Here is a 23,985-nt window from a genome sequence, read left to right on the forward strand (position 1 = left end):
CGTAAAATTATGAGTAACCAACCAAAACAACTCAGACTTGGTGCCTTTCTAATGAGTTCTGGACATCACTTAGCCTCCTGGAGGTATCCAGAGGCTAGGGCAGATGGAGGGCTGAGTTTCGACCATTTTCGTCAGATTGCCCAGACCGCAGAACGAGGGAAATTTGACATGATCTTTTTTGCCGATGGCGTTGCTGTGCGCGACCGCGAGCGGGGAACAGAAGTATTAAGCCGCACTGGGCATCTGGTTCACTTTGAGCCATTGACATTGTTATCGGCATTGTCTGTTGTCACGGAGCATATTGGTTTAGTGGCAACGGTATCGACGACCTACAATGAACCGTTTCACCTCGCCCGTAAGTTTGCTTCCCTCGATTATTTAAGTGGCGGACGAGCAGCCTGGAATCTCGTCACCTCTGCCTCCACTGCTGAAGCTCGCAACTTCAATCTAGACAAACACCCCGATCATGCGCCGCGCTACGAACGCGCCCTTGAGTTTGTCGAAGTGGTGACTAAGTTATGGGATAGCTGGGAAGATGATGCCTTTTTGCGGGATCAGGAATCTGGTGTTTACTTCGATCGAGATAAGTTGCACGTTCCTGACCATAAAGGGAAGCATTTTTCTGTCAAAGGGCCGTTGAATGTTGCCCGTCCAATTCAGGGCTATCCGGTACTCGTTCAGGCTGGCTCGTCGGAGGATGGTAAAAATCTGGCGGCGCAAACCGCAGAAGTAATTTTTACTGCACAACAGACTTTAGCTGATGCTCAGGCGTTTTATGCTGATGTCAAAGGGCGATTGGCGAAGTATGGTCGCTATCCTGATCAACTTAAAATTATGCCAGGAATTTTCCCGGTAATTGGTAGTACGGAGCAGGAAGCCAAGGAAAAATTCGCTGCAATTCAGGCTTTGATTCATCCCCAAGTCGGTTTAAGTCTGCTGACAGGAATGTTGGGGGAAATTGATCTGTCAAAATATCCCTTGGATGGGCCTCTGCCAGAGATCCCGCACACGGAATTGCATCAAAGTCGTCAAAAATTGTTGGTGGAACTCGCTCAAAAAGAGAATTTAACTATTCGACAATTGTATGAGGCGATCGCAGGCGCACGGGGACATTGGCAGGTGGTCGGCACTCCAGAACAGATTGCTGACAAAATGGAAGAGTGGTTCCGCAATGGTGGTGCAGATGGATTTAACGTTATGCCGCCCTATCTGCCAGGTGGGTTGACGGAGTTTGTGGATCATGTAATTCCAGAACTGCAACGGCGGGGACTGTTCCGCACCGAATATGAAGGTCGCACATTGCGGGAGAATCTGGGTCTGTCTCGTCCAGTGAATCAGTTCACTCAGGAGACAACATCACCTGAACTGGTTGGAGTTTCTGCCTGAGTTCGATTCTGCTTACGTCGATCGCGCCAGCGTGCCGTAGGCATATCGCCAATTCCATAGACTTCTTGCAAAAGTCCGAAATCTTGGTTTTTTACCACAGATATCCACAGATAAACACAGATGGACACAGATGAAAACATAGAGATTGTCTATTTTTGCAAGATGTCTCATGACCTTTTACGATTAGTCAGAGTTTGACATTGGCGGTGAATGGGGAGCCAGAGGCGTTGAATAACTAGCTCCTATTTAGCGATGCTGTAAGCATCGTTGATATTTTTTTGTTTTCAATCGTTCTTAATTTGGAGTCAGGTCATGAGTGGCAAGTTAGATGGAAAAGTGGCAATTATTACTGGGGCTTCCGCAGGTATTGGTGAGGCAACTGCGATCGCACTAGCAGCAGAAGGTGCTAAGGTGGCGCTAGTGGCGCGTCGGGCCGATCGCCTAGAAGCATTGGCACAAAAGATTGCCGCTGCGGGGGGTGAGGCGTTGGCGATCGTCGCTGACATTACCGATGAAGCCCAAATCCAAACAATTGTAGACAAAACCAAGACCACCTGGGGACAAATTGATATTCTCGTTAATAATGCCGGGATTGCTTTATTAGGAGAGATTGCCAATTCTGACCCTGCTGATTGGCGACGGATGATTGACCTGAATGTGATTGCTTTAATGAACGTTACCCATGCGGTGTTACCAATTCTACAAGCACAGGGAGCAGGACATATCGTAAATATTTCTTCGGTTGCGGGTCGTACAGTCCGGGTGGGCGTAGGTGGATACAATGTGACGAAATGGGGCGTGAATGCCTTTTCCGAAGTGTTGCGGCAGGAAGTATCGTCGCAGAATATTCGAGTAACAATTATTGAGCCGGGAATGGTCAACACTGAAATTAACGACAATATTAGCGATCCGATCTCTAAACAACGCAGTGAGGAACGCCGCAAATCGATTACACCTTTAGAAAGTGAAGATATTGCTGCTGCGATCGTCTATGCCGTCACCCAACCTCCCCGCGTTAATGTAAATGAAATTTTGATTCGTCCAACGACACAAACCTGGTGAAGTAGCTTATTGGCAGGATACAGAGCCATGAGAAAGACTGCTATAAGCAATTCGCTGGTTAGAGACAGAACCTTTCAGTAATTTTAATAATGATGTTGAAATCAATATTGCCTCGCCTGAGAAACATTATTTTGCGATTAGCTGCTTTATTGCTGCTATCAGTTGCCCTAGTCAATATCGCGACTGGTAACGCGATCGCTCTACCCAGCGTTTTCCCCACAGGCACAACTATCTACGATCCTGTGCGGGCATACAACAGCTATGTGTTATTCAGTGCCCCGGACGGCAACACCCACCTGATTGACATGGATGGCAACGAAGTCCACCGCTGGAACAAGTTCGGCTTCCCACCAGAAATGCTCGACCCAGCACAAACCAATGGTGAGAAGGGGCATATCCTGGTTCAACTCGAAAACGGCATCTCCCCCTTTGGCGACATCTTCGCGAATCAGGAAGTTGGCGAACTGGATTGGAACGGTACCGTTGTTTGGCGCTGGGGAACTCAAGCTCCCGGTGGAAGAGCTTGTCAGAATCACGATATTAGTCGTCTACCGAATGGAAATACTCTGCTTCTGACAACCATTGAGCATCGGGTTGCAGGTGTCAGCGATCGGGCGATCGCCGATCAAAAAATTGTGGAAGTCTCCAAGGACGGTGAAATCGTCTGGAGTTGGACAGCTGGCGACCACCTGAATGAATTTGGCATTTCTCCACGAGGGCGTGCCCTTCTCCGTCAGGCGTATAGTTCCAGTAAACAGGAATTTGGTGGCTTTTTGACCCTCAATGATATGCAACCCGTCGGCCCCAACCCTTGGTTCGACGCGGGAGACAAACGTTTCGCCCCAGATAATATTGTGATTGACTCTCGCGAAATCAGCTTTATCGCCATCATCGACAAGCAAACAGGTAAGATCGTCTGGCGACTTGGCCCCGACTATCTGACTGAAAATCAGCAAACCCAGGAGGCGACTGCGGTTGCCAGAACCTCCCTGCGACCCAGATTCAGCCTTTCTACCCCCCGCCCTGTGGATCAAACCAGTGGACAGCATGATGCCCACCTCATTCCTCAAGGGTTGCCCGGTGCGGGAAATTTGCTCGTCTTTGATAATGAGGGACCTTCAGGGTTCCCACCCACCCGACTCAGTGTCGAACCAGGGTCACGAATTCTGGAGATCGATCCCCAAACGAAGATTATCGTCTGGCAGTATACTGGAATTGATTCGGATCAGCCTTCCTGGGGATTCTATAGTTCATTCATTTCCAGTGCTCGACGGCTCCCAAATGGAAATACCTTGATTGACGAGGGCATGACTGGACGTTTGTTTCAGGTCACGCCATCCGGTGAAATTGTCTGGGAATATGTCAATCCCTACTACAGTCGTCAAAAGCTTGATTTTGATCGGGAAGTATCAGTCAATTGGGTTTATAGGGCGCAGCCAATCCCCTACAGTTGGGTTCCAGACAATACTCCCCATACAGAAGCTGCTATTGAGCCTCCCCAAAATTCGGAATTTCGAGTGACGCAGCTTCCGAATGGCAGGCAGTAATCGTCAGGTTACTAATATAATCGCCTCATCTTTGATCTTTAAAGTTTTACCTATGAGCAATCTGATCGAATACGACGATGCCAGCGCAGAAGTTCGAGCAGTTTATGACGATATCCGCGCAACTCGCCAAACGGACTACATCAACAATTTTTGGAAAGCTCTCGCTCAACATCCACCTACGCTACGTCGCACTTGGGAAACGCTCAAGGAAGTAATGACTAGCCCTGGTGAACTCGATCCTCTGACGCGAGAACTGATTTACATTGCTGTCAGCGTTACCAATGGCTGTGAATATTGTATCGCTTCTCACACAGCGGCGGCACACGCAAAAGGCATGAACGAGGCAATGTTTGGAGAGTTGCTGGCAATCATAGCTACAGCGAACACCACGAATCGTCTTGCTAATGGCTATCGAGTTCCTGTAGATGAGCAATTTAAGGTGTAACTCAGATCTTGCACCTGTCGTTTTAGCTCGCCTGGGACTCAAGTCCCAGGCTAATAGCTCAAGTCCACTAAAGTGGACTGAAAGCTTTTAATTTCAAATATTTTAGTCCTCTCTCGCGAGGAGTTTCGCTACTCGCGGTGGGACTTGAGTCCCAGGCAGATTTTGGGAGTGGTGCAAGATGTGAGTGTCAGCGAACGGAGAACAGGGAATAGGGGAAAGTTTTGAGTTCTAAATTTTAAGTAATCAACTTTAGCGATTATTATGCAGTATTGGTATGGACAACTGGGTGAACAGGTAAGCAGAACTATTTACCAACGCTTACCTGCTTTCAAATGGCGCAACTTTCGCCTCTTTTTCGGGGGACAACTGCTGTCCATGTCAGGCACATTTATGACTCAGCAGTTGACTATTCCCTGGCTGATCTATGATTTAACAAAGTCCGCCTGGTTACTCGGATTAGCTGGATTTTTACAATTTCTGCCAACTTTATTGTTAATTCCGTTTTCCGGTGTGTTAGCTGACCGCTGGAGTCGGCGTGATTTATTGATGTTGGTGCAAGTTTTAGGGATCGGTGTCTCTGCAACCCTAACCGCGCTTACGTTTCTAGACACGATCGGCTTTGGGTCACTATTGATCCTGAGTATTTTGAATGGGATGTTGAAAGGTTTGGATATGCCCATTCGCCATACAATTGTGACGGAAACGGTGGACGATCGCACAGACTGGGGCAATGCGATCGCGCTCAACTCGGTGATGTTGAGTTCATCATTAGTGTTAGGGCCTGCGATCGGTGGGATTTTAATTGCTACTCTTGGTGTGAAATACTGTTTTCTTTACGACACATTGAGTTATATTGCGGCGATCGTGACGCTCAAAGCAATGCAAATGCCACCCAAATCTCCACCAGTCACGACTGAGAATGATACCTGGCTGAAATTGCGTGAAGGTTTCCAATATGTCAATACTATGCAACCAATTCGCATCATTCTGCTAATGTTGGCATTACATGGCTTAGTTGGCATCTCCTACATTGCTGTACTACCGATCTTTGCGGCAGAAATTTTACACGGTCATGCTACCACAATGGCAGCACTGGGGATGGCAGGACCGATCGGTTCCTTATGCGCCTGTTTCTACCTGAGTATGCGACGCGGCATTTTGGGATTAGAACGGCTAATTAGGGTAGCACAAGCTGCGATCGGAGTGAGTTTGATCTCATTTGCTCTGTCTAGACAACTCTGGCTATCCTTGCTGACACTAGTGATGGTTGGAGGTTTCGGAATTCTGCAAATTACCAGCACTAATACGATTATTCAAACTCTCGTACCAGACGACAAGCGTGGTCGCGTTATGAGTTTCTATGCCCTGGCAATGGTGGGAATGATGCCCTTTGGAAATTTATTGGCTGGCAGTTTAGCACAGGTGATGGGTGCTCCTAATGCCCTTATTGTCTGCGGTAGCGTTTGTATCTTGGGGTCGATATGGTATTCTTTTCGGGTATCGCAGATCAGCTGTTGGATTAAGCGAGAAATTGATTCCCCAATTGTAAGTGGTTGATGGCGATCGGTCTGTGCGAGTACAAAGAACAGGAAACAAGGAACAGGCAATACCCCTTGTTCCTTTGTTCCCTTGTCCCGGTTGAGAGTTCCCTAGATTTTTATCAAGGGAATAGGTCAACTTTGGCTAATGCTATTAGGTGTAAGTGCCGCATACTGAGCAGATGTTAGTGCTGCATCGGTAACGTTAACAGGTTTGGGGATGACCTTGTTCTGGAAGAAAAGATCAGCAACTCTTTGCTGTTCCTTGAGCAAGGTTGGAGTAATGGCTCTGCGTCCAAAAGTGCGACGGTTGATAATTCGTGCCATGAGATCTTCATCAATCTTCTGGGCAGGTGCAAGCAGTTTTACTGCTTGTGGGCGGTTTCGAGCGGCCCATTGCTCAATTTTGTCAATCTCTTCAATCACGATTTTCAGCAGAGCTAGGTTTTCTACGGCAAAGGGCTTGTACGCAACATAATAGCCACCAGGAGAATTGATTCCTCGGGCATCCCGAATCACTCGAATTTTCCCAGCTTTTTCTGCCATAGCGTAATAGGGATCTCCTGTCACCCAGACGGGAATCCTACCTTGGATGAAAGGTGCAGTGGCTTCTACGTTTGGTAGACTCTTGACGGTGACATCGGAAATTTTCAAACCAACTTCTTCCAAAGCCCTGATGATGAAATAGTGGGAAGCAGATGCTCTTTGAAAAACTACTGTTTGCCCTTTGATATCTCGTACACTTTTAATTGGCGAATTGGGGGGAACAGCGATTACACTATTTTTGCCAGTTTCTGGAGTTATTCTTGAACCTACAACATAAACTATTGGGCTACTTGCGGCTTGGGCAAAGATGGGAGGTGTTTCCCCAACAAATCCGAGATCAATCCGCCCAACGTTCATTGCTTCCATCATCTGCGGACCTTGAGCAAATTGTAGCCATTCCACTTTCACTCCCAAAGGTTGCAGTCTTTTTTCCAAGACACCAGAAACTTTCACCAAGTCTCCTGATACTTGATATCCCAATCTCTAAACCCGCTAGTTTCAGCATCTTCAATCCACTGTTTTGCGATCGCATTTTCTTCTGGATTTTCGGGTAGTAGTGGTTTATCCTTAAATCGCTCTTCTAAAGCTAGGAGAATATCCTTAGATTCATAAACTAAATTGCCTTCAATTTTTGCGGCAGGGACAAGAGTTGTGGGAACTAAATCTGTATACCATTTAGGTTTGTTACTTAGGTCGATAAACTCTGTTTCAAAGGGAATTTCCTTTTCTTCTAAGGCGAACCAAACTCTTTCACAAAAAGGACACCAAGAGTTAGTATCACGGTAGAGTAATACTGGCGGTGCGGTATCAGGGGGAAGTTTATGCAAACTGCTAGGTATCGGAGCAGTAGAAGGTGTTTGTCCTGGTCTACGTACTCGTCGGGCTGAGGTATTTTTTCGGGCAGTTTCTAACAATTCATTCCAGGTAGATACTGTGTTTTGAATGCTCATTTTTCACCTTTAGATATAAAGCTATTTTTGGCTGATAGTTGCAGGAGTAATTGCGGCATATTGCTCTGTGGTGAGCATAGCTTCTTGAATATTAAGCGGTTTGGGTAGTAAGCCATTTCTATAAAAATAATCAGCAACTTTTTGTTGTTGCTGAATTAGTTCTGAACTAATTGCCCTTCTGCCAAAGGTACGCCGATCGATCACTTTTTGCATCACATCTAATTCTAATTTCTGTTCCGGTGCAATTAGCTTGGCAGTTTCTTGAGGGTTTGCCTCTGCCCATTGTTCAATTTTGTCAATTTCCTCAATTACTATTCGGAGTAATTCAGAATTTTCTTGAGCAAATTGTCTGCGTCCAATATAATACCCACCAGGCGAATCAATCCCTCTTGCATCACGAAGTATCCGCACTCTACCCAATTTTTCTGCTAGGGCAAGATGAGGATCTCCTGTTACCCAAACAGGAATGTTTCCTTCAATAAATGCACCCCGCGCTTCTACATTTGGCATACTTAAAACTTGAATATCACTGTATTGCAAACCGACATCTTCTAAAGCTCTGAGGATAAAATAGTGGGAAGCAGAAGCTTTTTGAAATACAACTTTTTGCCCTTTAATGTCTGCTACTGTCTTAATAGGAGATTCGGGTGGAACAGCAATTACGCTTCCTCTGCCAGTTTCAGGAGTAGTTTTTTGTCCAACTAAATAGACAATTTGGGCACCCGCAGCTTGTGCGAATATTGGTGGAGTTTCCCCAACAGAACCTATGTCAATTTTGCCAACATTCATGGCTTCCATAAGTTGTGGCCCTTGGGCAAATTGCGCCCATTCCACTTTAATACCCAAAGGTTCTAAGCGTTTTTCTAATACACCTGTAACTCTAACTAAATCTCCTGCTTGTTGATATCCCATGTGAATGACTTTAGTCTGAATTCCAGTGGTATTGGCATTAACAGGATTTGTGTTATTATCTGGGCTATTTGGAGCAGTGGAAGTTGTGGCATTTTGGTTTGATGTGCCACAACTTCCTAAGATTAAGGTAGTGGATAAACTTGCTAAACCGGGTAATACAACTTTGACGAAATGACGACGGGGAATTTTAATTTTTGAAATCATCGGTTGTTGGTGTTTTCTGTTTTAGATGAAGGGGTTATAGATTTTTTTGAACCACAGAGATGCAGAGAACACTCCAGAGAAGAGATGGAGGAATTGCTTTATCTATGTTTATTTGTGGTTAGAAAATCCTAAATTTTTGCACTCTTGTTAGATGCTTATTGCTTCCAAGCAATTAGAGCGGTGACTGAAAGTTCTTCGGTAAATTTGCCTGATGGTTCAATTTTTAGTAGGGATTCTTTTAAATCAACCTGGAACTTTTCCCGATTTTTACCAAAGAATGATGGTAAGGCAAAAGCGGTTGAATAAATATAACCCAAGTATGAATCTATTGTCCAAGATTGCTCAAATTTAATTTCGTAGTTGGCGTAGCGCGGGAATTTTGATTTTGCTAAGACTTCTTCATGGGGAATTTCTAAGGATTTCCATAGTCCTTGTCCGGCTTTTCCTGTGCGCCGCTGTTCGCCTAGCCAACGTTTTACTACTGCGATCGCAGTTTGCTTCCAAGGATGTTCGCTATGCCAAGGATCATCACTGGTTTTAATAATTGCAATTCCTCCGTCATCCGATAGCAAGGAATAAAGTTTTTCTAATACTAATTCTCGCTGCATCCAATGAAAAGAACGTCCCAATGTTGCTAAGCGAAAATCACTGCAATCTGGAGAAATAGACTCGGCTCGATCTTGAACCCAGATAATATTATTTGCTCCCAAATTTCTCGCTTGTTCTTCAGCTTCTTTAAGCATTTCTGCATCTGGATCAACTGCAACTACTTCAGCAAAGCGATCGCGAAAAGGAATAGCAATCAATCCTGCACCACAACCTAAATCAAGTAGTCTTCCTGTGCCATCAAGTTTAAAGATATCTGCCAATAAATCAAATAAGGCTTTCGGGTATTTCGATCGGTAACGCGCATAATACCAAGCAGCACCTTGAAATAAAGTTGGATCGTAGTTAGGAATCGTACTAACCATTCAAAAAACTCCACAAGTTGACTTTAGTTTTTTAGGAAAGATGGGAAAAAGATATTTGTTGCAATTTCCCATCTTTAACAGGAGCGATAGCGGTCAACACTAAATATTCTTCTGTGTCTTTCTCAACAACTGCACTTATCAGGTTAGTTGTAACTAGCGAAAGATTGATTAGAAAAAAAAATGCCTACCTATTGCACTAACAGCGTTGTTCTCAGTTAGCCCCAAGAGTTTTCCGTGTCTACTTTAAAGGATCTAGAGAATTGAACAAATTTTGGTGTTTTTAGGCAGGCATTCTATAGTACTGTTTATCGAGCGACTTACCGTAGTTTTCATTTAAGATTATGTCATAGCCTTCCAGAAAATACAAGATGATTTGCCAATAAAATGTGTGAATTTCGTATAATTAGATACTCTAACTAACGAATTCGTTCAGTTGTCTGGCTTACAGCCATAAATGTTTATTACTGAGATTTTGCACTAGGAGGCAGAGCCTTTATCAATACTTCTCGGTTAAGAATTTTTCCCTTTGTAGGGGCGAAGCATTCGGGTCAAAATTTATGGCTGAAAACCTAGATTTTCTGCCCGAATGCTGATGCCTCCGGCACGCTACGCGAACGCCCCTACTCTTAACCGAGCAGTATTGGAGCCTTTATTTTCGTTCCCAGGTTGAACCTGGGAACGAGATGTGGGAGGTAAAACCTCCCTTGGTACAAGATCGATTTGAGTATTAAATGCAAACAATAATTGAACTAAGCCTCAGCTAGGGCGTAGTTCAATTATCATTAATAACTATTATTGATAAGTTATTTATTTGAATATAAAAAACACTTGTAGTAACAATCTATCTTTTTTAAATGAGAAGCGATCGTTTAATCAGCTACTACTATGCTATTAGGGTTTAAGGGAGAGGTAAAAACATAATAGATAACTCCGGTTGCTAATAGGGTAACGGCAATGCTGAAAATTGTCACCCAGCGATCGGCAGGTTCGTAGGTATCTTCATCAATATCTCGACGCACGAAAAAATAGTGAATTGTTGTTAGTAACACAGTTACTAAACCTACTAAAGAGAAAGTTAAACCCAACTTCCAACCATCACCAGGTTGTCTGGACGGTTTTGCTTTCTACATTTCATTTTTTCGCAGTCCGACGTGATATTGATGCCGATTTTTACCAACCAGCAGGTCGTTGGGTGATTCTTTCTAGTATGGCGGTGACTTTTTTGGGAACTGGAGTAGTGTATTACGTTTTTACAGCTTCTTTTTGATAATCTGCCGTTGAGCGATCGACCTCAAATAGTAAAGAGATGTAACGAGACAGTCCGAGTACAGTTTACCTATCGGAAAATAGTAGTATAGACGATGCGAATTTCGCAGACTCTTAATAATTGCTTTATATTTGAATGACCGATGGCTAAACTCTTGCTGGAAGACAATTCCATTTACCACGACTTAAGCGATATTGAGCGTGAAATTACACCTGTGGGTATGCAACTCAGACACTTTGACCCCGGATCGGCGCTTCTGTTTCCCGACTTACCGAACCAAGATATGTTAGCTGATACCCAGAAGCGAGAAATTCTAGAGCTTCATAACAGCTTATTTGAATTTCTCAAACAAGAAGGAGGTTTTCTTTGGAATGATTTGCTGGTTTTACATCCAGGTTCACCCAATTTGCAAACCCTAATCACAACTTACAGCCGTTACCATACTCACAACGCCCCAGAAGCTTACTATGTATTAGCAGGAGAGGCGATTATTGGTTTGCTCAAACCTGATGGTAGTCAGCTACAACTTTTAATGGAAGCGCAGGATTATTTACACATTCCTACTGAAGTTGAGCACTGGTTTAGTCCCTCTGCAACTTTGCATTTTAAAGCGGTGCGCTACTTTGCCAATGTTGAAGGTTGGGTACCACAATATACAGGTACAAAAATGAGCAACTTGTAAATGATGGAAATAGGAGAAATACAAGCGCCCAAAAATTTTTAGTTTGAGCGCTTGCTTATTAATTTGCCAACCAGATTCTGCTAATTAAATTACATAGTAGGCATCATTTCCATTGTTTTACAGCATTCGGCACACTTGCGGCAAGCCATTGCACAAGCCATCATCATTTCATCATCAGGCATCATTTCGCAAGCCATCGCACAGCGATCGCACATTTCCGCGCAAAGCATACAAGTGCGTGCCATGAATTCGGAACCACCCATCATCATGTTCATACACATCATGCACATTTCCGCGCAGTCACGCATCATCGCCATCATTGTCATGTCCATATACTCACCACCTTTAGTCATGCAGTAAGTCATGGTTGCCATGCAAGTTTTTTGACAGTCCATTAAAGCTTGCATACAGGTTTGCATTTCGGAAGTCATGGATTTTGTCATCATCATCATCATGGTAAATTCCTCTATTTGCTTCTCTGGACAGATTTAAATTTTGCTTTGAATAGCTTATTAGACTTTTAAAACAAATATTTAGCTGAGTCAATGGGTTTTTAAGGCTTTGTAGATTTAATTTCAGTAAGTTTATAGGATAAGTAATTTATTCCTTAATCTACTTGTTTAAGGACACCGTTTATTACAGACTTATTGCGTAGTAAAGCTTTTAAATCTCTACTTCATTGGTAGGATTTCTAACAAGCAAGGAGTCTAATAGTTCAGTTTGGAACTATACAGTTATTTTTGCTACATTTTTTGTGTCAAGCTTTCTTGATAAATAGTTTTTGTTTACTATTTTAGTAAAGTATAAATTTATTAAATGTTGATAATAAATAAAAATTTCATTAAATTCTAATCAGGTTGACAGGTAATTGATTTTTGTTAAATGACTTGAGTTAATTAGCTGTTAATTATTTAAAATCCCTGCTTTAAACAATCAACAGCTTCTCCATTCTTAATGTTGAAGTATGGCAAAATTATAGCTAATTAAAATCTTACCTTAGACAGATATTCATATAAAAAACATTTTTAAATTTACAATTTGACTTGTTATTCTCCAGTAATATTATCGAATAAGTATAGATTTAATTAAATTAAAACATTCAATCACCGCTAAAGTTATCGGGTTTGTTAACTTACAAATATTAGGTTATAACAGGTTTTTTCTATCAAATAATAAGATCAAGTGTTAATATTTAAAAACGAGGGAACTGAAAAAGCCAACTTTTAGGTAAGTTGTCGAAACCTGATTTCGCAACAGATGATTAACCTCTGGTGTGCTTACACTGGCTGGTGTGAATCAGGCTGTTCGGAAGTATACAAGCTAGGTCTGGGGAGTCAATCAACCAGTACCAAGTTTGTGGTGGTGATGATTACTTAATTTGAAAGTTGGCAAAGGGTAGTTGATTTACAAAAAACATGAAAAACATTCGGAATTGGGTCAAACCCTTATTTATTGTCGTTTCTGGATGCTGTTTATTACCTCTTTCTCCAGCGACAATGGCTTTAGCTGAATCACCACTTTTAGTTGCTACAACAACAACTTTTAATTCAATTGGTGTTAAGCAAGCTATCTATTATTTCACCCTGCAAGTACCAGCTAATTCTAGGGAACCTGTACAGAAAGTTACCTTTACTCAAAGACAAGGTTTAGAACAAATTGGCTTTGATGAAAAAGGTAGCTATGCTTTCGTGGGAACACCTGGTCGCAAGGGAGAAAGTTTAGCGATCGCGCTTGCCACTAACGATCGCCAAAACCAAACAACCACAGTCACATTTAACCAGCCATTAGCGCCTGGTCAAACAGTTACAATTGCTTTGCGACCTTTCCGCAATCCCATTTACGAAGGAGTTTATTTGTTTGAGTTAGCAGCGCTTACCTCTTCGCCGTCAACTCAAAGCCAAAGTATTGGTATTGGTCGCTTACAATTCTACCAAGATTGATTGGGCTATCTCACTTATAAAACATTTTCAGTTTTAGCTAAAGTGCGATCGCCAATCATCTCCAATTAGCCTATTTTATCTACACCTTTTTTTAAGGTGTATTTTTTATGCTAAATTTGATTATTGCATAACTAATTTAGTAAAACAAGTATTAATTAAACAATTTTGGTAAATATTTTTATTTTAACTCTTTGCTTGCTTATTTAATTTGATTGTGGCATATTTAAGGTTAATCTTGTTAACTCCTGTTTGTTTACCGATTAAGCGTATTTTAACCTAAAACCAAGCTTAAAGCTATTTATTTAAGCTTGGTTTTAGAGTTTCATTTAACTCATAATAAAAAAATTACAAATGTAGAGATGTATGCTGTAAAGTCTCTACATTTGTAACAGAAGTGAGTTGAGAGGATGTAATTAAGTTTAATAACCAGCCTTTTTATTTACCACATTGCGTAAAGGTTTCCGGCTCGAATACCGATTAAAATTATCCAAGAACAGAGCCAAAGAACGCTCGACTACTTTGGGAGAATTGCCGGAACAATGGGGAGTAACAAAGACATTAGGTAATGACCAAAAAGGACTTTCTGGTGGTAAAGGTTCAGTGTAAAAAGTGTCTAAAGCTGCACCTGCGATCGCACCTTCGCTAAGAGCTTTATACAAAGCTAATTCATCTACTACAGCACCTCTAGCAATGTTAATTAAATAAGCATTAGGACGCATTAAACTTAACGCCGTTGCATCAATCATTCCTTTAGTTTCTGGGGTAAGGGGTGCAGCGATGACAACATAATCTGCTTTGGGTAAAAGCGATCGCCATTCTTGTGCATCAACTAGCAAATCAAAATTAGGCATTGCTTGTGGGTGACGACGACTGCCAAAAATTTGCATCCCAAAAGCTTTAGCACGAAGCGCAATTTCTTGACCAATTCCACCTGCACCAATAATTAACAAAGTTGCATCTTTTAACTCTTTAATAGGCCAGCCTTTTTTCCAGAGCTTTTCAGCTTGGCAAGCGTATAATGAGGGCAACTGTTTAGCATAAGCGAGCATATAAGTAATGACAAATTCTGCAATGGGAATTGCATGAACTCCTGCACCATTTGTCAGGATAATATCTCTTTCCAAAAAAGTCGGTGTCAGGATGTGATTTACACCTGCACTTGGCGTATGTTGCCAACGTAATGCGGGTGCTGAAGTCAAAACTTTATGCAGAGTTTCCTTCTTCAAATAAAACCAATTAAAATAAACTTCTGCATCTTTAGCATCACCGTCAATATTACCCTCACTATCAACAGGAAGAACAGTTAAATTTGAGGGTAAATGCAGCTGAACATCAGCAACAACTTCTTTTGGTAAAATTACTTTCAAAGACCTCAACTCCTGAAATTTCTCTTCTAAACAGTAAGCTTGCGCTTACATCTGTGTTTATCTGTGGACATCTCTGGTTAAAAATTATACCTCTGTCTCTTACCAAGAGTCTAATTAACATTTACCTTTTTGCAAAAAGCAAAGATTTAATTTTAACCGCAGATGAAAGCAGATAAACGCAGATGAACGCAGATGTATATGAATTTCATTTGAGTTGTGAGAAAGATTAGCGTAGAAATTAGAGCGCCCTCAACAAAACAAAAGTTTCGTCTTGTTTTGCTCGGTTGATTCTACCATTTCCCCAACCAATGTTTTTTCGATAGCTACCTAAAAGTTCTGTTTCTGCGAGAATTTTTTCATCTACCTCCTTTAATGGTTCTACTTCTGGCGCAACATAAAGCGCATCTACCGGACAATATAATTCACACATGAAACAGGTTTGACAATCGCTTTGTCTGGCAATTTTTGGTGCAGCATTTGCCACACTATCAAATACATTAGTGGGGCAAACATTAACGCAAAGGTTGCATTTAATACACCGAGATTCGCTGACTAATTCAATCACACTCCGACTCCAACTTTAGCTTTTTTAACTACAGGTTCAGGTTTTACCCAAACTTGATCTAAACCACCACTAACTAAATAATGTTGTTGATTGGGATCTAATTCGGGATAATCTAAATGTTTGTGCATTCCGCGAGTTTCTTGACGAGCGATCGCACTGTTATACATCCATCTCGCTGTTGCTACCATTGCCGCTGCTTCTCGCGCTTTGAGAATATTTTCATCAGCAATTTGATTGTTCCGAATCTCCTGCCAAAGATGATTTAATCTATCTAAAGATGCACTCAAACCTTCATTTGTGCGGAAGTAATTTCGGTCATAAGGGAAAACTTCTGCTTGGGTTGCTTGGATGATTTCGTCAGTATTAAAAGTGCGATCGCTTCCCGCATTAAATACCGCTTCACCTACTGCTTCTAATTGTCGATTATTGACTCCATTTCCCAACCGCAAAGCATACTCAGCAGCAGACTCTCCCGCCCAAAAACCTGAAGAAATTGCCCATGCTGCATTGTAACTACCACCACCTGTAAAACCGCCGCAAATTAATTCTCGCGTCGCCGCATCTCCTGCCGCATAAAGTCCGGTAACTGAGGTGGCGCAGGTTTGATCAACAATTCTAATTCTACCTGTACCACGCACAGTTCCTTCTAAACGCAAGGTGACGGGGAAGCGTTGAGTAAAGGGATCGATGCCTGCGCGATCGAATGGTAAAAAGAAATTAGGTTGAGCTAAACGCATCGATACTCGCATTTCTGGGGTCGCTTGGTCTAAAATAGCGTAAACTGGTTGGGATAACAAAGTTTTAGCAATTACCGATCGCCCATGTTGAGAACCTGCGCCCGGAATCGGAGTACCATCTTCATAAGTAAAAGTCGCCCATCTGTAAAACAAAGTTTTGGTAACTGAAGAGAAAGCAGGAGAAATTCCATAAGCATTAGAAAATTCCATTCCTGACATTTGGGCCCCTGCTTCTGCTGCCATTAAATAACCATCTCCGGTTAAAACATTGCATCCCAAAGCTTTACTCAAGAATGCACAACCACCAGTGGCGATGATTACAGAAGGCGATCGTACTATCCATTTATTCCCGGACTGACGATTTATTCCTATTGCCCCTCCGATCGCTTTATTTTTATCAACTAATAACTGCAAAGCTGGGCTATGATCTAAAATTTTTACCCCTGCCTTTTTCACTTGCTTTCGCATCAGGCGCATATAATCTGGCCCTTGCAAAGACCGCCGATAAGGTTTATTTTCATCATCATTAGGAAAAGGATAACCCCATTGAGCTAATAGATTCACATTCGCATAAGTGAGATCTAAAACTCTTGCCATCCAATCACGATTAGCTAAAAATCCCCCTAAAGCTTCCCGACTCGCCATCGCCGCTTCCCTAGCTTCAGGATTTGGCGGAATATACCAAACACCGTTGCCAGCTGGTGCAGTAGATCCACTAGTGCCACAGTAACCTTTATCTACCAAAACAACTTTTGCACCAGAATTTGCTGCACTCCAAGCTGCCCAAGTTCCAGCAGGCCCACCACCTATTACTAATACATCTGCTTCTAAGTTTGGGTCAAAATCTGTTAGCGAAGATTTCACTAAGCGATTCTTAATCATTTAATCCCTCACGGTAATATTTCTAGTGAATTCCTACTCGAAAACTGTCTTTTCTGATTGCTCAGTTCGGCAATTTTCCATTAAGACGCAACCACGACTTTTCGCCGCAGTTCGGTTCATGAGAGTAGATTATACAATAAAATACGGTAAATCGGTCAAGTTACAGTAGTTAGCAACAAGAAAGAGTTTGACACAGCTGTACTCAAAAATCAAGAAGCTAACATTAAGAAAAATTTCAATTGATTCGATCGCATCTAATTTAGTTGATCGGACTTGCTTTTTAGAAAGATCTGTGTGATTATTCCATTTAACAACTAATAACTACAGTAATTCTATCAATTAACCGTAGTATTGGTTAAAACAAAAATACCCAGGAACTCCAAGTTAAGTAAATCTATCTAGCTTGGAAGTTCTAGGTTGTTAAACTTTACATTACTCAGTAACGATGGTAATTAATTTTAGTAATTTTTGTTGCATCTTATACATTTGTCCTTGAGTTGCGATCGCATACAGTTCTTCAATAAACAGGAAAACTTATGCAGAAAGTTGATAACACTTGTTTAGCTTGATAGCTTTACTTTTTCGCTATTGTCAACTTTTAGTAGACCGAAAAGTTTCTCAAATTTTAATAACAAAGAAAGATTGCGTGTGAGTTGAGATTTAAAATGAACGGAACATTTGGAAGATTATTGTTAGCTACTTCAGTCTTTTGGGTAAGTTTTTTCTCAGCAGCTTTAGCTCAAACTGCGATAGAAGAAGTACCCACAGTAACACCGGAAATTAGCAAAGAAAATTTAACTCAAACTTCTAATTTGACATCAGTTGAACCCGAAATAGACAACTCGATGTCTCAAGTAACATCTGTATCACAACTTTCAGATGTTCAACCGACTGACTGGGCTTTTCAAGCTCTACAATCCCTAGTCGAACGTTATGGTTGTATTGAAGGTTATCCCGATCGTACTTATCGGGGTAATCGCGCTATGACCCGTTATGAATTTGCCGCTGGATTAAATGCTTGCTTGAATCGAATTTCGGAATTAATTGCAGCCTCTACAGCTGATTTAGTTAGGAAAGAAGACTTATTTAGTCTGCAAAAACTCCAAGAACAATTTGCTAACGAACTTGCCCAACTAAGAGGAAGGATAGATAGTTTAGAAAATCGGGTTACTCAAATAGAAGCTAATCAATTCTCTACTACTACCAAGTTAGTCGGTGACTCAATTTGGTTAATCGGTGATACCTTTGGCAATCGGGCTAATAACACTCGTGCTCCTGACACTAAAGATGAGACAAATGTCTTTTTTGCTCAACGTACTAGACTTGATTTTCAAACTAGCTTTAGCGGAAAAGATTTACTTTCTACCCGCTTACAAATCAACAATATTCCTAACTTAGCTGCCACTACGGGAACTAACATGACTCGGATTGGCCCGGACTCACCTAATAATGATACTCAAGTGAGACTCGATCGCTTAATGTATCGTTTTGCTGTAGGCAAAGCAGTAATTTTCATAGGTCCCAAAGGACTTTCTTTAGATACCCTTGCGCCAACTATTAATCCCTTATTTGATACTGCTATTAGCGCTGGTGTTTCTGCGTTTGGATTACGTAATCCCACAGTTTATCGTGCTTTTGATGGTGCTGGTGCAGGAATCGCTTATCCACTAAGCTCACAATTTCGAGTTAACTTAGGTTACATAGCAGACGCAGGACAAGCTCCCAATCCTGCTGATTCTAGAGGGCTTTTTAACGGTTCCTTTGCTGCCATAGGACAATTAACTTTTTCTCCTAGTAGACAACTTGATTTAGGGCTAACTTACACTCGGAAATATTTTACTACTGGCAGTGTCGGCGTTACATCAGGCACAGGTAGCTTTTTTGCCAATCGACCTTTCGGGCAAAATCCGACTACTTCTGATAACTTTGGCTTTCAATTTACCTGGAGACTTACCCCCAAATTTAATTTAGGTGGTTGGTTCGGTTACACGATCGCTCATCAAGTTAAAGGAGAAGAAAATGAAGCAACCATTCTCAATGGTGCAATTAACTTTGGTTTCCCGGACTTGTTTGTTAAAGGAAACTTAGGAGGGGTTATCGTTGGTGTACCACCGAAAGTTACTAGTAATGATTTTTTAGTCAACGGAAAACAAGCAGAAGATCCAGATACTTCATTACACATAGAGGCTTTTTATCGCTATCGAATAAACAATAATATTAGTGTCACCCCTATTGTTTATGTAATTACTAAGCCCGATCATAATGATGTTAATCAACCGATTTGGGTTGGGATTTTACGTACCAGTTTTACTTTCTAGTTTTATGCTCCCAGGAGGATTTTTTTTCATTATATTCAGCGTAATTTGTCAAGCAATCCACTAGATGCGATCGCTCTAGGTGCAGGTAGTCGTCACCAATAATATGCGATCTGTGACGGCTTTCGCCTGACGAGCGAAGGCACTCAACCCAAATTAGCAAATTTGTTGTACGCTCTGTTTCATTATGAGAGCGAAGTATTGGCCTTAGTTTGGTTTGGAGGAAACAACGGAGACTTCTTAATCCAAGGCATTTCAATTCCCCAACTACCACCACCGTTTTGTTACCAACGGCTATTTCCATGTCTAAAAGAATTTTAAGTTTCCATAATCCATATAACCACTGGAGTTTAGACATCGCACCTTCGGTGCGATAGTCTAAACTCCAGAAATTATCCCAAAAAGGTATCGCTCCCCATTTGCTAACGATGACGGCGACTCCCATCCCTCGCACTCTAGCATTAACTTTGCATGGAGATTTAGATGTCAGTCAGATTGACGAGTTACCACCAGGTAGACAACCAATAGAAACTAAGCTACTGACCGAGCGAACGCGAGATAAAGCTTACCGTTTAATCGATCGAGAAGTAGAACGGGGTCGTCAGGCATACATTATTCTGCCGTTGGTCGAAGCTTCCGAAAAGCTGGACTTGAAAGCTGCTATTGAGGAACACCAACATTTGAGTGAAATCGTTTTCCCTAACTACCAAGTCGGATTATTACATGGTCGCATGAGTTGGGCCCAGAAAGAAACTGCACTCGCTCGTTTCCTTAACCACCAAACTCAAATTTTAGTATCTACTACGGTAGTTGAGGTTGGTGTCGATGTCCCGAATGCCACCGTCATGCTAATCGAACACGCCCAACGATTTGGCTTATCGCAGTTGCATCAACTGCGGGGTCGAGTTGGCAGAGGTAATCACAAATCTTACTGCCTGCTGGTAAGCGATTCTAAATCTGACGATGCTAAAACTCGGCTGAAAGTTATGGAGACTTCGCAAGATGGTTTTTTCCTTGCTGAAATGGATTTACATTTGCGAGGCCCAGGTCAAGTGTTAGGAACCAAGCAAGCGGGATTGCCTGAATTTACTTTAGCTGATTTGGTCAAAGACCAAGCACTGCTGGAACAAGCGAGAAAAGCTGCTCAGTTGGTAATCAGGAAAGACCCTACTTTAAAGCAATGGCCTAAACTTTGGCAGGAACTGTCCCGCAGACAACGGTTTGACCAGCTAGATGTTCTGGCCACGCTCAACTAAGTCCAGCATCCCCAATCGAAAATGTGCGCCATGGCGCACAATTCTACCGAGTCAAAAGTAATACTTTTAAGATTTAAGTAGAAAATCAGGCTTGTCAGGCACTCAACTGCTGCTGCCTCATCACTTGCTCGCGAATAGCATTTGCGGCTGCTGTGGCGATCGCATCCCAATCAGAATGGGTCAAAATTGAGCGCACCAGAAAGCGCAGTTCGAGGTCATCCTTTTTTGTCGTCTCCGCTTCTGCTGTTAGTTCCTGCGACAAGATTGCCAACAGTTGTTGTTGAGCCTCTGGAGAAGGATGAAGTAACCGCTCCATAAGCAATTGTCTGCCATAAGCTACTGCTGCTTCCATTCCCGCACCCAGATCCCAAGAAGCCAGTAGCTTAAGGAACTCAGCCATGATGAGCGATCGCAACTCCAACAAACAAGCAAATTCATCTGGGTTTTGGAGAAACTCTCCTAAATTAGCACCTAAATCAAAACCTGCTCCAATATCGCACCCAGCTTCTTCCTCAATACGGACAGCTTCCCTAACCCAATCTTCGTCTAACATCAGTTGCATCAAATTAACTGCTGTCTCTTCTGTTTGCTTTTCCATCTCTAGTCCGGATCAGCTACAAATTTCTGCACCTTCGGAACTGTCTGGTTTCATGTTAAGCAACTGCTTGGCTCTATTCAATCGGTAGCGATACAGGGGTGAAGAGTGAATTTGCTCTTCAAGTTGGGCAATTAAACTATCTAAAACTAAAATCCCTGCATCGGCTCTATTGCAGATTTCCTTCATCTTGGCTGAAGTCTGCTTAACTGTTTCTAGATCGGGTAACTTCGGTTCCTGAGTCATAGTAGGTTAATGGCAACTGCCATATCGTTATTGAAACGCCTGATTAATTCTTTGGTGAATGCGGCTATAGCATAGAAAGAGAGCGAATAACTTTTACTGCTTCTCGAGTACTAATATCATTACGGCATTCTTTAATGGGCTGAGAATTTCGTTCTCCATAGTAAGACTGGCGGACAAAACCTGCTCCTATAAAACGGTAGAAGGGGCCGTTCCCCGCCCAGTCCATATACATATCCGCTTCTGGAAAATTTTGCCGCATTTCTGGATCTTGATAATGCCCGTAATACAGTATCGTCTGACCAAAAAGCTGGGTATCCACTGTAATCTGATTTTCTCGTTCAGGAATTCCCCCAATACCTCCGTATGTACCTTCAATGGCAAAACAAGCATTAGATGAGTTTCTGTAAATAATGGCATACTGAGCACACTGACTTCTGGGACGACATGGTGCTTCTACTCGAACGCTGGCTACCCGAAATCCTGCTGGGACATAAGTTGGAACTACAATTTTGATCCCAAGAGAACGAAGCTGTTGAATTTGTGCTTGATTTAGCCTAGAATTGGCTGGTAGTTGTGCCAACACTGGCAAATAAACAATACCTTTGAGAATTATTAAACTTACTATCAAGCCAAATAATAATCGTTTTTTCATCGCCCTTTGTCCCCATTCCCATTATTTTAAATCAATATAAGTTTGACGATACCTATCTCTTACCATTCGTTTAGCTTCTTTGGTTGTCCAAGGCTTAACAGGAAGCAAATCTGGTTGCGATTCTAGTAGTTCTAAATAAGATCGATCACCCGTCACTTCCCAAATTACCTGTGCTATAAATTTACAACAACTTAACGGAGCTTGCACTACCTGTTTTTCCGTAAACCGTACCACAATCCAACCCCATTCATTAAACAGTTGATTGCGACGATAGTCACTGTCATCATCCCAGCAATGTGTCGGCTTTTTAGAAATACCAGCATAAGGCTCATCTACCTCCACATCAATACCGATTCCTGAGCTATGATGCACAATAATAAAGTCTGCTGAATAGCACTTCTTTGACCTGGGAATCTTGAACTCAAGCCCCTGCATAACAGTTGGAAAGTAGCGTTGTAAATCCTGCATAAATTCTTTTTCACTTACACCTTGTCTAGCCTGGGAACGACCAATTGGGCTAACTCGATTTGACATCAAATCTGATAGCAATTGACAACGCGATTTAAGATTAGTTAATGATTTTTGAGCTTTAATTTCAGGTAGATGCTCGGAAATTATCTGCTGTTTTTGATACGTCGCCAACTTCATTTGGTATTCGGATATCTGCTGTCGATACTGCGAAAGTAGCTTAGTACGATAACTCAGTAAATATGTGTAAGCAGCTGCTATCAAACAAGAATAAGCACTGACAAGTAACAGCAATTCTATCCACGACCAACCCCAAGAAACAGCCATTAATGGAAGTGCGCTCGCACCACCCAACCACAATAGCCAAATTAAAATGAGCCATTGGACGGATGGTACTATCGGTAAGTTCGGTAACTGTGGTTTGGTAACAGATGAAGAACTATCAGAAACAACTGTTATCTGATTGTTTATAGACAAATTTAAAGGATATTTACGGCAGAAATTTGTTACCGCTTCTGGATAAAACACCATCGGATAATTCATTTTCTTTTTTTTGGTAGCGCTGTCGCGCTTTGTTGTAAAAAACCAGTTGAAATAAATGCCAAAACTTACTCAGAAAAAGCCTCAGTACCGAAAAGGCAATCGAGCCATCAACGAACCCTCTACAGTCAAATCAATTCCTATTAAACCTGATGAGGAAACTGAAACAATCTTAGCTCGAATAGAAGCCGAACGCGATTACTATCACACTTGTACTAACAGTAAATACTGATGAACTTAGCCACTCAATCTTTAGCCCATACATCAATTACGGCAGCCCAACTTTGGCATCAATTAGAAATAGCCGAAACAAATGAACAAATCGAGCGCTTATTCCAATCAATTTGGCACAATCAAGAAAACCAAGAAATCGCTATTGATGCTCATGCCGAACTTGCCAACCAAATTGATGCCGAAATTATAGCAATTAAAGCAAGAATGGAATTTTTAATCCAATTGCATCAAAGTGCGATCGATAAATTGGAAGGATGGCGAGAGCGATTAGACCAAACTGTTATTTATTTTAATCAGATTGGAGCAATTACAGCCGAAATTGTTGGTAAACAGCATCGAATTACTCTCAAAGAAAACCCACCAACTTGTGAAGTATCTATCGACCCTTCTCATCTCCCAGACCAATATCGCCGTGTCGAAACTAAAACCGTGATTTCGGCTGACAAAAAGGCAATTACTGATGCTTGGAAGCAAGGAATACCTGTAGAAGGTACAAAAGTTTATCGTAGGCGTAAAGTAATTTATACCTTACTACCAAGCAATTTACCTCAATACCAAGCTAGTACAATAGTCAATGTTGAACCATTAGAAAATCAGCCACAACCTACCAAAAAGCGACGTAAAAAAGCTGATTGAGCCAGATTAGGGGAGCAAAGGTATTATCCTTATTCCCCTATT

The 23,985-nt window shown here is 41.9% G+C and carries 23 protein-coding genes and 4 pseudogenes; 12 read left to right on the plus strand and 15 right to left on the minus strand.

Annotated features, from left to right (window positions below):
- Nucleotides 1–9: 9 nt before the first annotated feature.
- The gene (locus ACE1CC_RS29300) at nt 10–1,386 is read left to right on the plus strand and encodes an LLM class flavin-dependent oxidoreductase (protein ID WP_413273964.1); all 1,377 of its coding nucleotides are present in this window, start codon (nt 10–12) and stop codon (nt 1,384–1,386) included.
- Here the strand turns inward: ACE1CC_RS29300 and ACE1CC_RS29305 are convergent.
- A complete protein-coding gene (locus tag ACE1CC_RS29305) occupies nt 1,344–1,526 on the minus strand; it encodes a hypothetical protein (protein ID WP_413273965.1) in 183 nt (60 codons plus the stop codon). The two genes, ACE1CC_RS29300 and ACE1CC_RS29305, sit on opposite strands and share 43 nt — an antisense overlap.
- A gap of 172 nt (nt 1,527–1,698) precedes the next feature.
- Here ACE1CC_RS29305 and ACE1CC_RS29310 point away from each other — a divergent pair, with 172 nt between their 5' ends.
- The 4 genes from ACE1CC_RS29310 to ACE1CC_RS29325 all read left to right on the plus strand — a co-directional run bounded on the left by ACE1CC_RS29310 (nt 1,699) and on the right by ACE1CC_RS29325 (nt 5,997).
- Nucleotides 1,699–2,448 carry an SDR family NAD(P)-dependent oxidoreductase gene (locus ACE1CC_RS29310; RefSeq protein ID WP_413273966.1) on the plus strand — a complete coding sequence of 250 codons (750 nt, stop codon included), beginning with the start codon at nt 1,699–1,701 and terminating at the stop codon, nt 2,446–2,448.
- A gap of 89 nt (nt 2,449–2,537) precedes the next feature.
- Nucleotides 2,538–3,995 (plus strand): aryl-sulfate sulfotransferase, encoded by a 1,458-nt coding sequence (locus ACE1CC_RS29315; protein WP_413273967.1) that lies wholly within the window; start codon nt 2,538–2,540, stop codon nt 3,993–3,995.
- Between the two features lie 52 nt (nt 3,996–4,047).
- Nucleotides 4,048–4,440: a carboxymuconolactone decarboxylase family protein gene (locus tag ACE1CC_RS29320; RefSeq protein ID WP_413273968.1), complete on the plus strand. Its 393-nt coding sequence runs from the start codon at nt 4,048–4,050 to the stop codon at nt 4,438–4,440.
- Nucleotides 4,441–4,701: 261 nt separating this feature from the next.
- Nucleotides 4,702–5,997 (plus strand): MFS transporter, encoded by a 1,296-nt coding sequence (locus ACE1CC_RS29325; RefSeq protein WP_413273969.1) that lies wholly within the window; start codon nt 4,702–4,704, stop codon nt 5,995–5,997.
- Between the two features lie 116 nt (nt 5,998–6,113).
- Here the strand turns inward: ACE1CC_RS29325 and ACE1CC_RS29330 are convergent, their stop codons facing one another.
- From ACE1CC_RS29330 to ACE1CC_RS29350, 5 genes and pseudogenes are all read right to left on the minus strand, one after another.
- Nucleotides 6,114–7,004, minus strand: coding sequence for an aliphatic sulfonate ABC transporter substrate-binding protein (locus ACE1CC_RS29330; protein ID WP_413273970.1), 891 nt, complete (start codon nt 7,002–7,004; stop codon nt 6,114–6,116).
- Nucleotides 7,004–7,474 (minus strand): annotated as a pseudogene (locus ACE1CC_RS29335) (glutathione S-transferase family protein); the annotation flags it as partial. The gene ACE1CC_RS29330 and the pseudogene ACE1CC_RS29335, both read right to left, overlap by 1 nt.
- Before the next feature lie 21 nt (nt 7,475–7,495).
- Entirely contained in the window at nt 7,496–8,590 is a 1,095-nt protein-coding gene (locus tag ACE1CC_RS29340; protein ID WP_413273972.1) for an aliphatic sulfonate ABC transporter substrate-binding protein, read from the minus strand.
- Nucleotides 8,591–8,745: 155 nt separating this feature from the next.
- Complete coding sequence (locus ACE1CC_RS29345) at nt 8,746–9,561, minus strand: class I SAM-dependent methyltransferase (protein WP_413273973.1); 816 nt, start codon at nt 9,559–9,561, stop codon at nt 8,746–8,748.
- Between the two features lie 869 nt (nt 9,562–10,430).
- Nucleotides 10,431–10,664, minus strand: a pseudogene (locus ACE1CC_RS29350) (YidH family protein); the annotation flags it as partial.
- An 8-nt stretch (nt 10,665–10,672) separates the two neighbouring features.
- On the opposite strand from ACE1CC_RS29350, the pseudogene ACE1CC_RS36975 reads away from it, so the two are divergent.
- Nucleotides 10,673–10,828, plus strand: a pseudogene (locus tag ACE1CC_RS36975) (YidH family protein); the annotation flags it as partial.
- A gap of 142 nt (nt 10,829–10,970) precedes the next feature.
- Nucleotides 10,971–11,510: an acireductone dioxygenase gene (locus ACE1CC_RS29355; RefSeq protein WP_413273975.1), complete on the plus strand. Its 540-nt coding sequence runs from the start codon at nt 10,971–10,973 to the stop codon at nt 11,508–11,510.
- 89 nt (nt 11,511–11,599) lie between these two features.
- Here ACE1CC_RS29355 and ACE1CC_RS29360 read toward each other — a convergent pair whose 3' ends face one another.
- A complete protein-coding gene (locus ACE1CC_RS29360; protein ID WP_459563937.1) occupies nt 11,600–11,965 on the minus strand; it encodes a four-helix bundle copper-binding protein in 366 nt (121 codons plus the stop codon).
- 960 nt (nt 11,966–12,925) lie between these two features.
- On the opposite strand from ACE1CC_RS29360, the gene ACE1CC_RS29365 reads away from it, so the two are divergent.
- The gene (locus tag ACE1CC_RS29365; RefSeq protein WP_413273977.1) at nt 12,926–13,450 is read left to right on the plus strand and encodes a DUF2808 domain-containing protein; all 525 of its coding nucleotides are present in this window, start codon (nt 12,926–12,928) and stop codon (nt 13,448–13,450) included.
- A gap of 419 nt (nt 13,451–13,869) precedes the next feature.
- On the opposite strand, the gene ACE1CC_RS29370 is transcribed toward ACE1CC_RS29365, so the two are convergent.
- The 3 genes from ACE1CC_RS29370 to ACE1CC_RS29380 all read right to left on the minus strand — a co-directional run bounded on the left by ACE1CC_RS29370 (nt 13,870) and on the right by ACE1CC_RS29380 (nt 17,001).
- Entirely contained in the window at nt 13,870–14,817 is a 948-nt protein-coding gene (locus ACE1CC_RS29370) for a D-2-hydroxyacid dehydrogenase (protein WP_413273978.1), read from the minus strand.
- Between the two features lie 238 nt (nt 14,818–15,055).
- Entirely contained in the window at nt 15,056–15,382 is a 327-nt protein-coding gene (locus tag ACE1CC_RS29375; RefSeq protein ID WP_413273979.1) for a 4Fe-4S binding protein, read from the minus strand.
- Nucleotides 15,379–17,001, minus strand: a complete 1,623-nt coding sequence (locus tag ACE1CC_RS29380) for an FAD-dependent oxidoreductase (protein WP_413273980.1) — start codon at nt 16,999–17,001, stop codon at nt 15,379–15,381. Before ACE1CC_RS29380 ends, ACE1CC_RS29375 begins: the two co-directional genes overlap by 4 nt.
- Nucleotides 17,002–17,666: 665 nt before the next feature.
- On the opposite strand from ACE1CC_RS29380, the gene ACE1CC_RS29385 reads away from it, so the two are divergent.
- Entirely contained in the window at nt 17,667–19,319 is a 1,653-nt protein-coding gene (locus ACE1CC_RS29385) for an iron uptake porin (protein WP_413273981.1), read from the plus strand.
- Here the strand turns inward: ACE1CC_RS29385 and ACE1CC_RS29390 are convergent.
- Complete coding sequence (locus ACE1CC_RS29390; RefSeq protein WP_413273982.1) at nt 19,309–19,761, minus strand: hypothetical protein; 453 nt, start codon at nt 19,759–19,761, stop codon at nt 19,309–19,311. The genes ACE1CC_RS29385 and ACE1CC_RS29390 overlap by 11 nt on opposite strands.
- On the opposite strand from ACE1CC_RS29390, the pseudogene ACE1CC_RS29395 reads away from it, so the two are divergent.
- Nucleotides 19,706–20,572 (plus strand): annotated as a pseudogene (locus ACE1CC_RS29395) (helicase-related protein); the annotation flags it as partial. The gene ACE1CC_RS29390 and the pseudogene ACE1CC_RS29395 overlap by 56 nt on opposite strands.
- A gap of 94 nt (nt 20,573–20,666) precedes the next feature.
- On the opposite strand, the gene ACE1CC_RS29400 reads toward ACE1CC_RS29395, so the two are convergent.
- From ACE1CC_RS29400 to ACE1CC_RS29415, 4 genes are all read right to left on the minus strand, one after another.
- A complete protein-coding gene (locus ACE1CC_RS29400; protein ID WP_413273983.1) occupies nt 20,667–21,170 on the minus strand; it encodes a hypothetical protein in 504 nt (167 codons plus the stop codon).
- 12 nt (nt 21,171–21,182) lie between these two features.
- On the minus strand, nt 21,183–21,413 hold the full coding sequence (locus ACE1CC_RS29405) for a hypothetical protein (protein ID WP_413273984.1): 231 nt from the start codon (nt 21,411–21,413) through the stop codon (nt 21,183–21,185).
- Between the two features lie 64 nt (nt 21,414–21,477).
- Entirely contained in the window at nt 21,478–22,065 is a 588-nt protein-coding gene (locus ACE1CC_RS29410) for a hypothetical protein (protein ID WP_413273985.1), read from the minus strand.
- A gap of 21 nt (nt 22,066–22,086) precedes the next feature.
- A complete protein-coding gene (locus ACE1CC_RS29415; protein WP_413273986.1) occupies nt 22,087–23,076 on the minus strand; it encodes a hypothetical protein in 990 nt (329 codons plus the stop codon).
- A 55-nt stretch (nt 23,077–23,131) separates the two neighbouring features.
- Between ACE1CC_RS29415 and ACE1CC_RS29420 the strand changes: the two genes are divergently transcribed.
- Both ACE1CC_RS29420 and ACE1CC_RS29425 read left to right on the plus strand, forming a co-directional pair.
- Complete coding sequence (locus tag ACE1CC_RS29420; RefSeq protein WP_413273987.1) at nt 23,132–23,305, plus strand: hypothetical protein; 174 nt, start codon at nt 23,132–23,134, stop codon at nt 23,303–23,305.
- Nucleotides 23,305–23,943 (plus strand): siphovirus Gp157 family protein, encoded by a 639-nt coding sequence (locus tag ACE1CC_RS29425; protein WP_413273988.1) that lies wholly within the window; start codon nt 23,305–23,307, stop codon nt 23,941–23,943. The genes ACE1CC_RS29420 and ACE1CC_RS29425 overlap by 1 nt, the downstream gene beginning before the upstream one ends.
- Nucleotides 23,944–23,985 lie beyond the last annotated feature (42 nt).

Source organism: Floridaenema aerugineum BLCC-F46 (assembly GCF_041929345.1).
Classification (GTDB): domain Bacteria; phylum Cyanobacteriota; class Cyanobacteriia; order Cyanobacteriales; family Aerosakkonemataceae; genus Floridanema; species Floridanema aerugineum.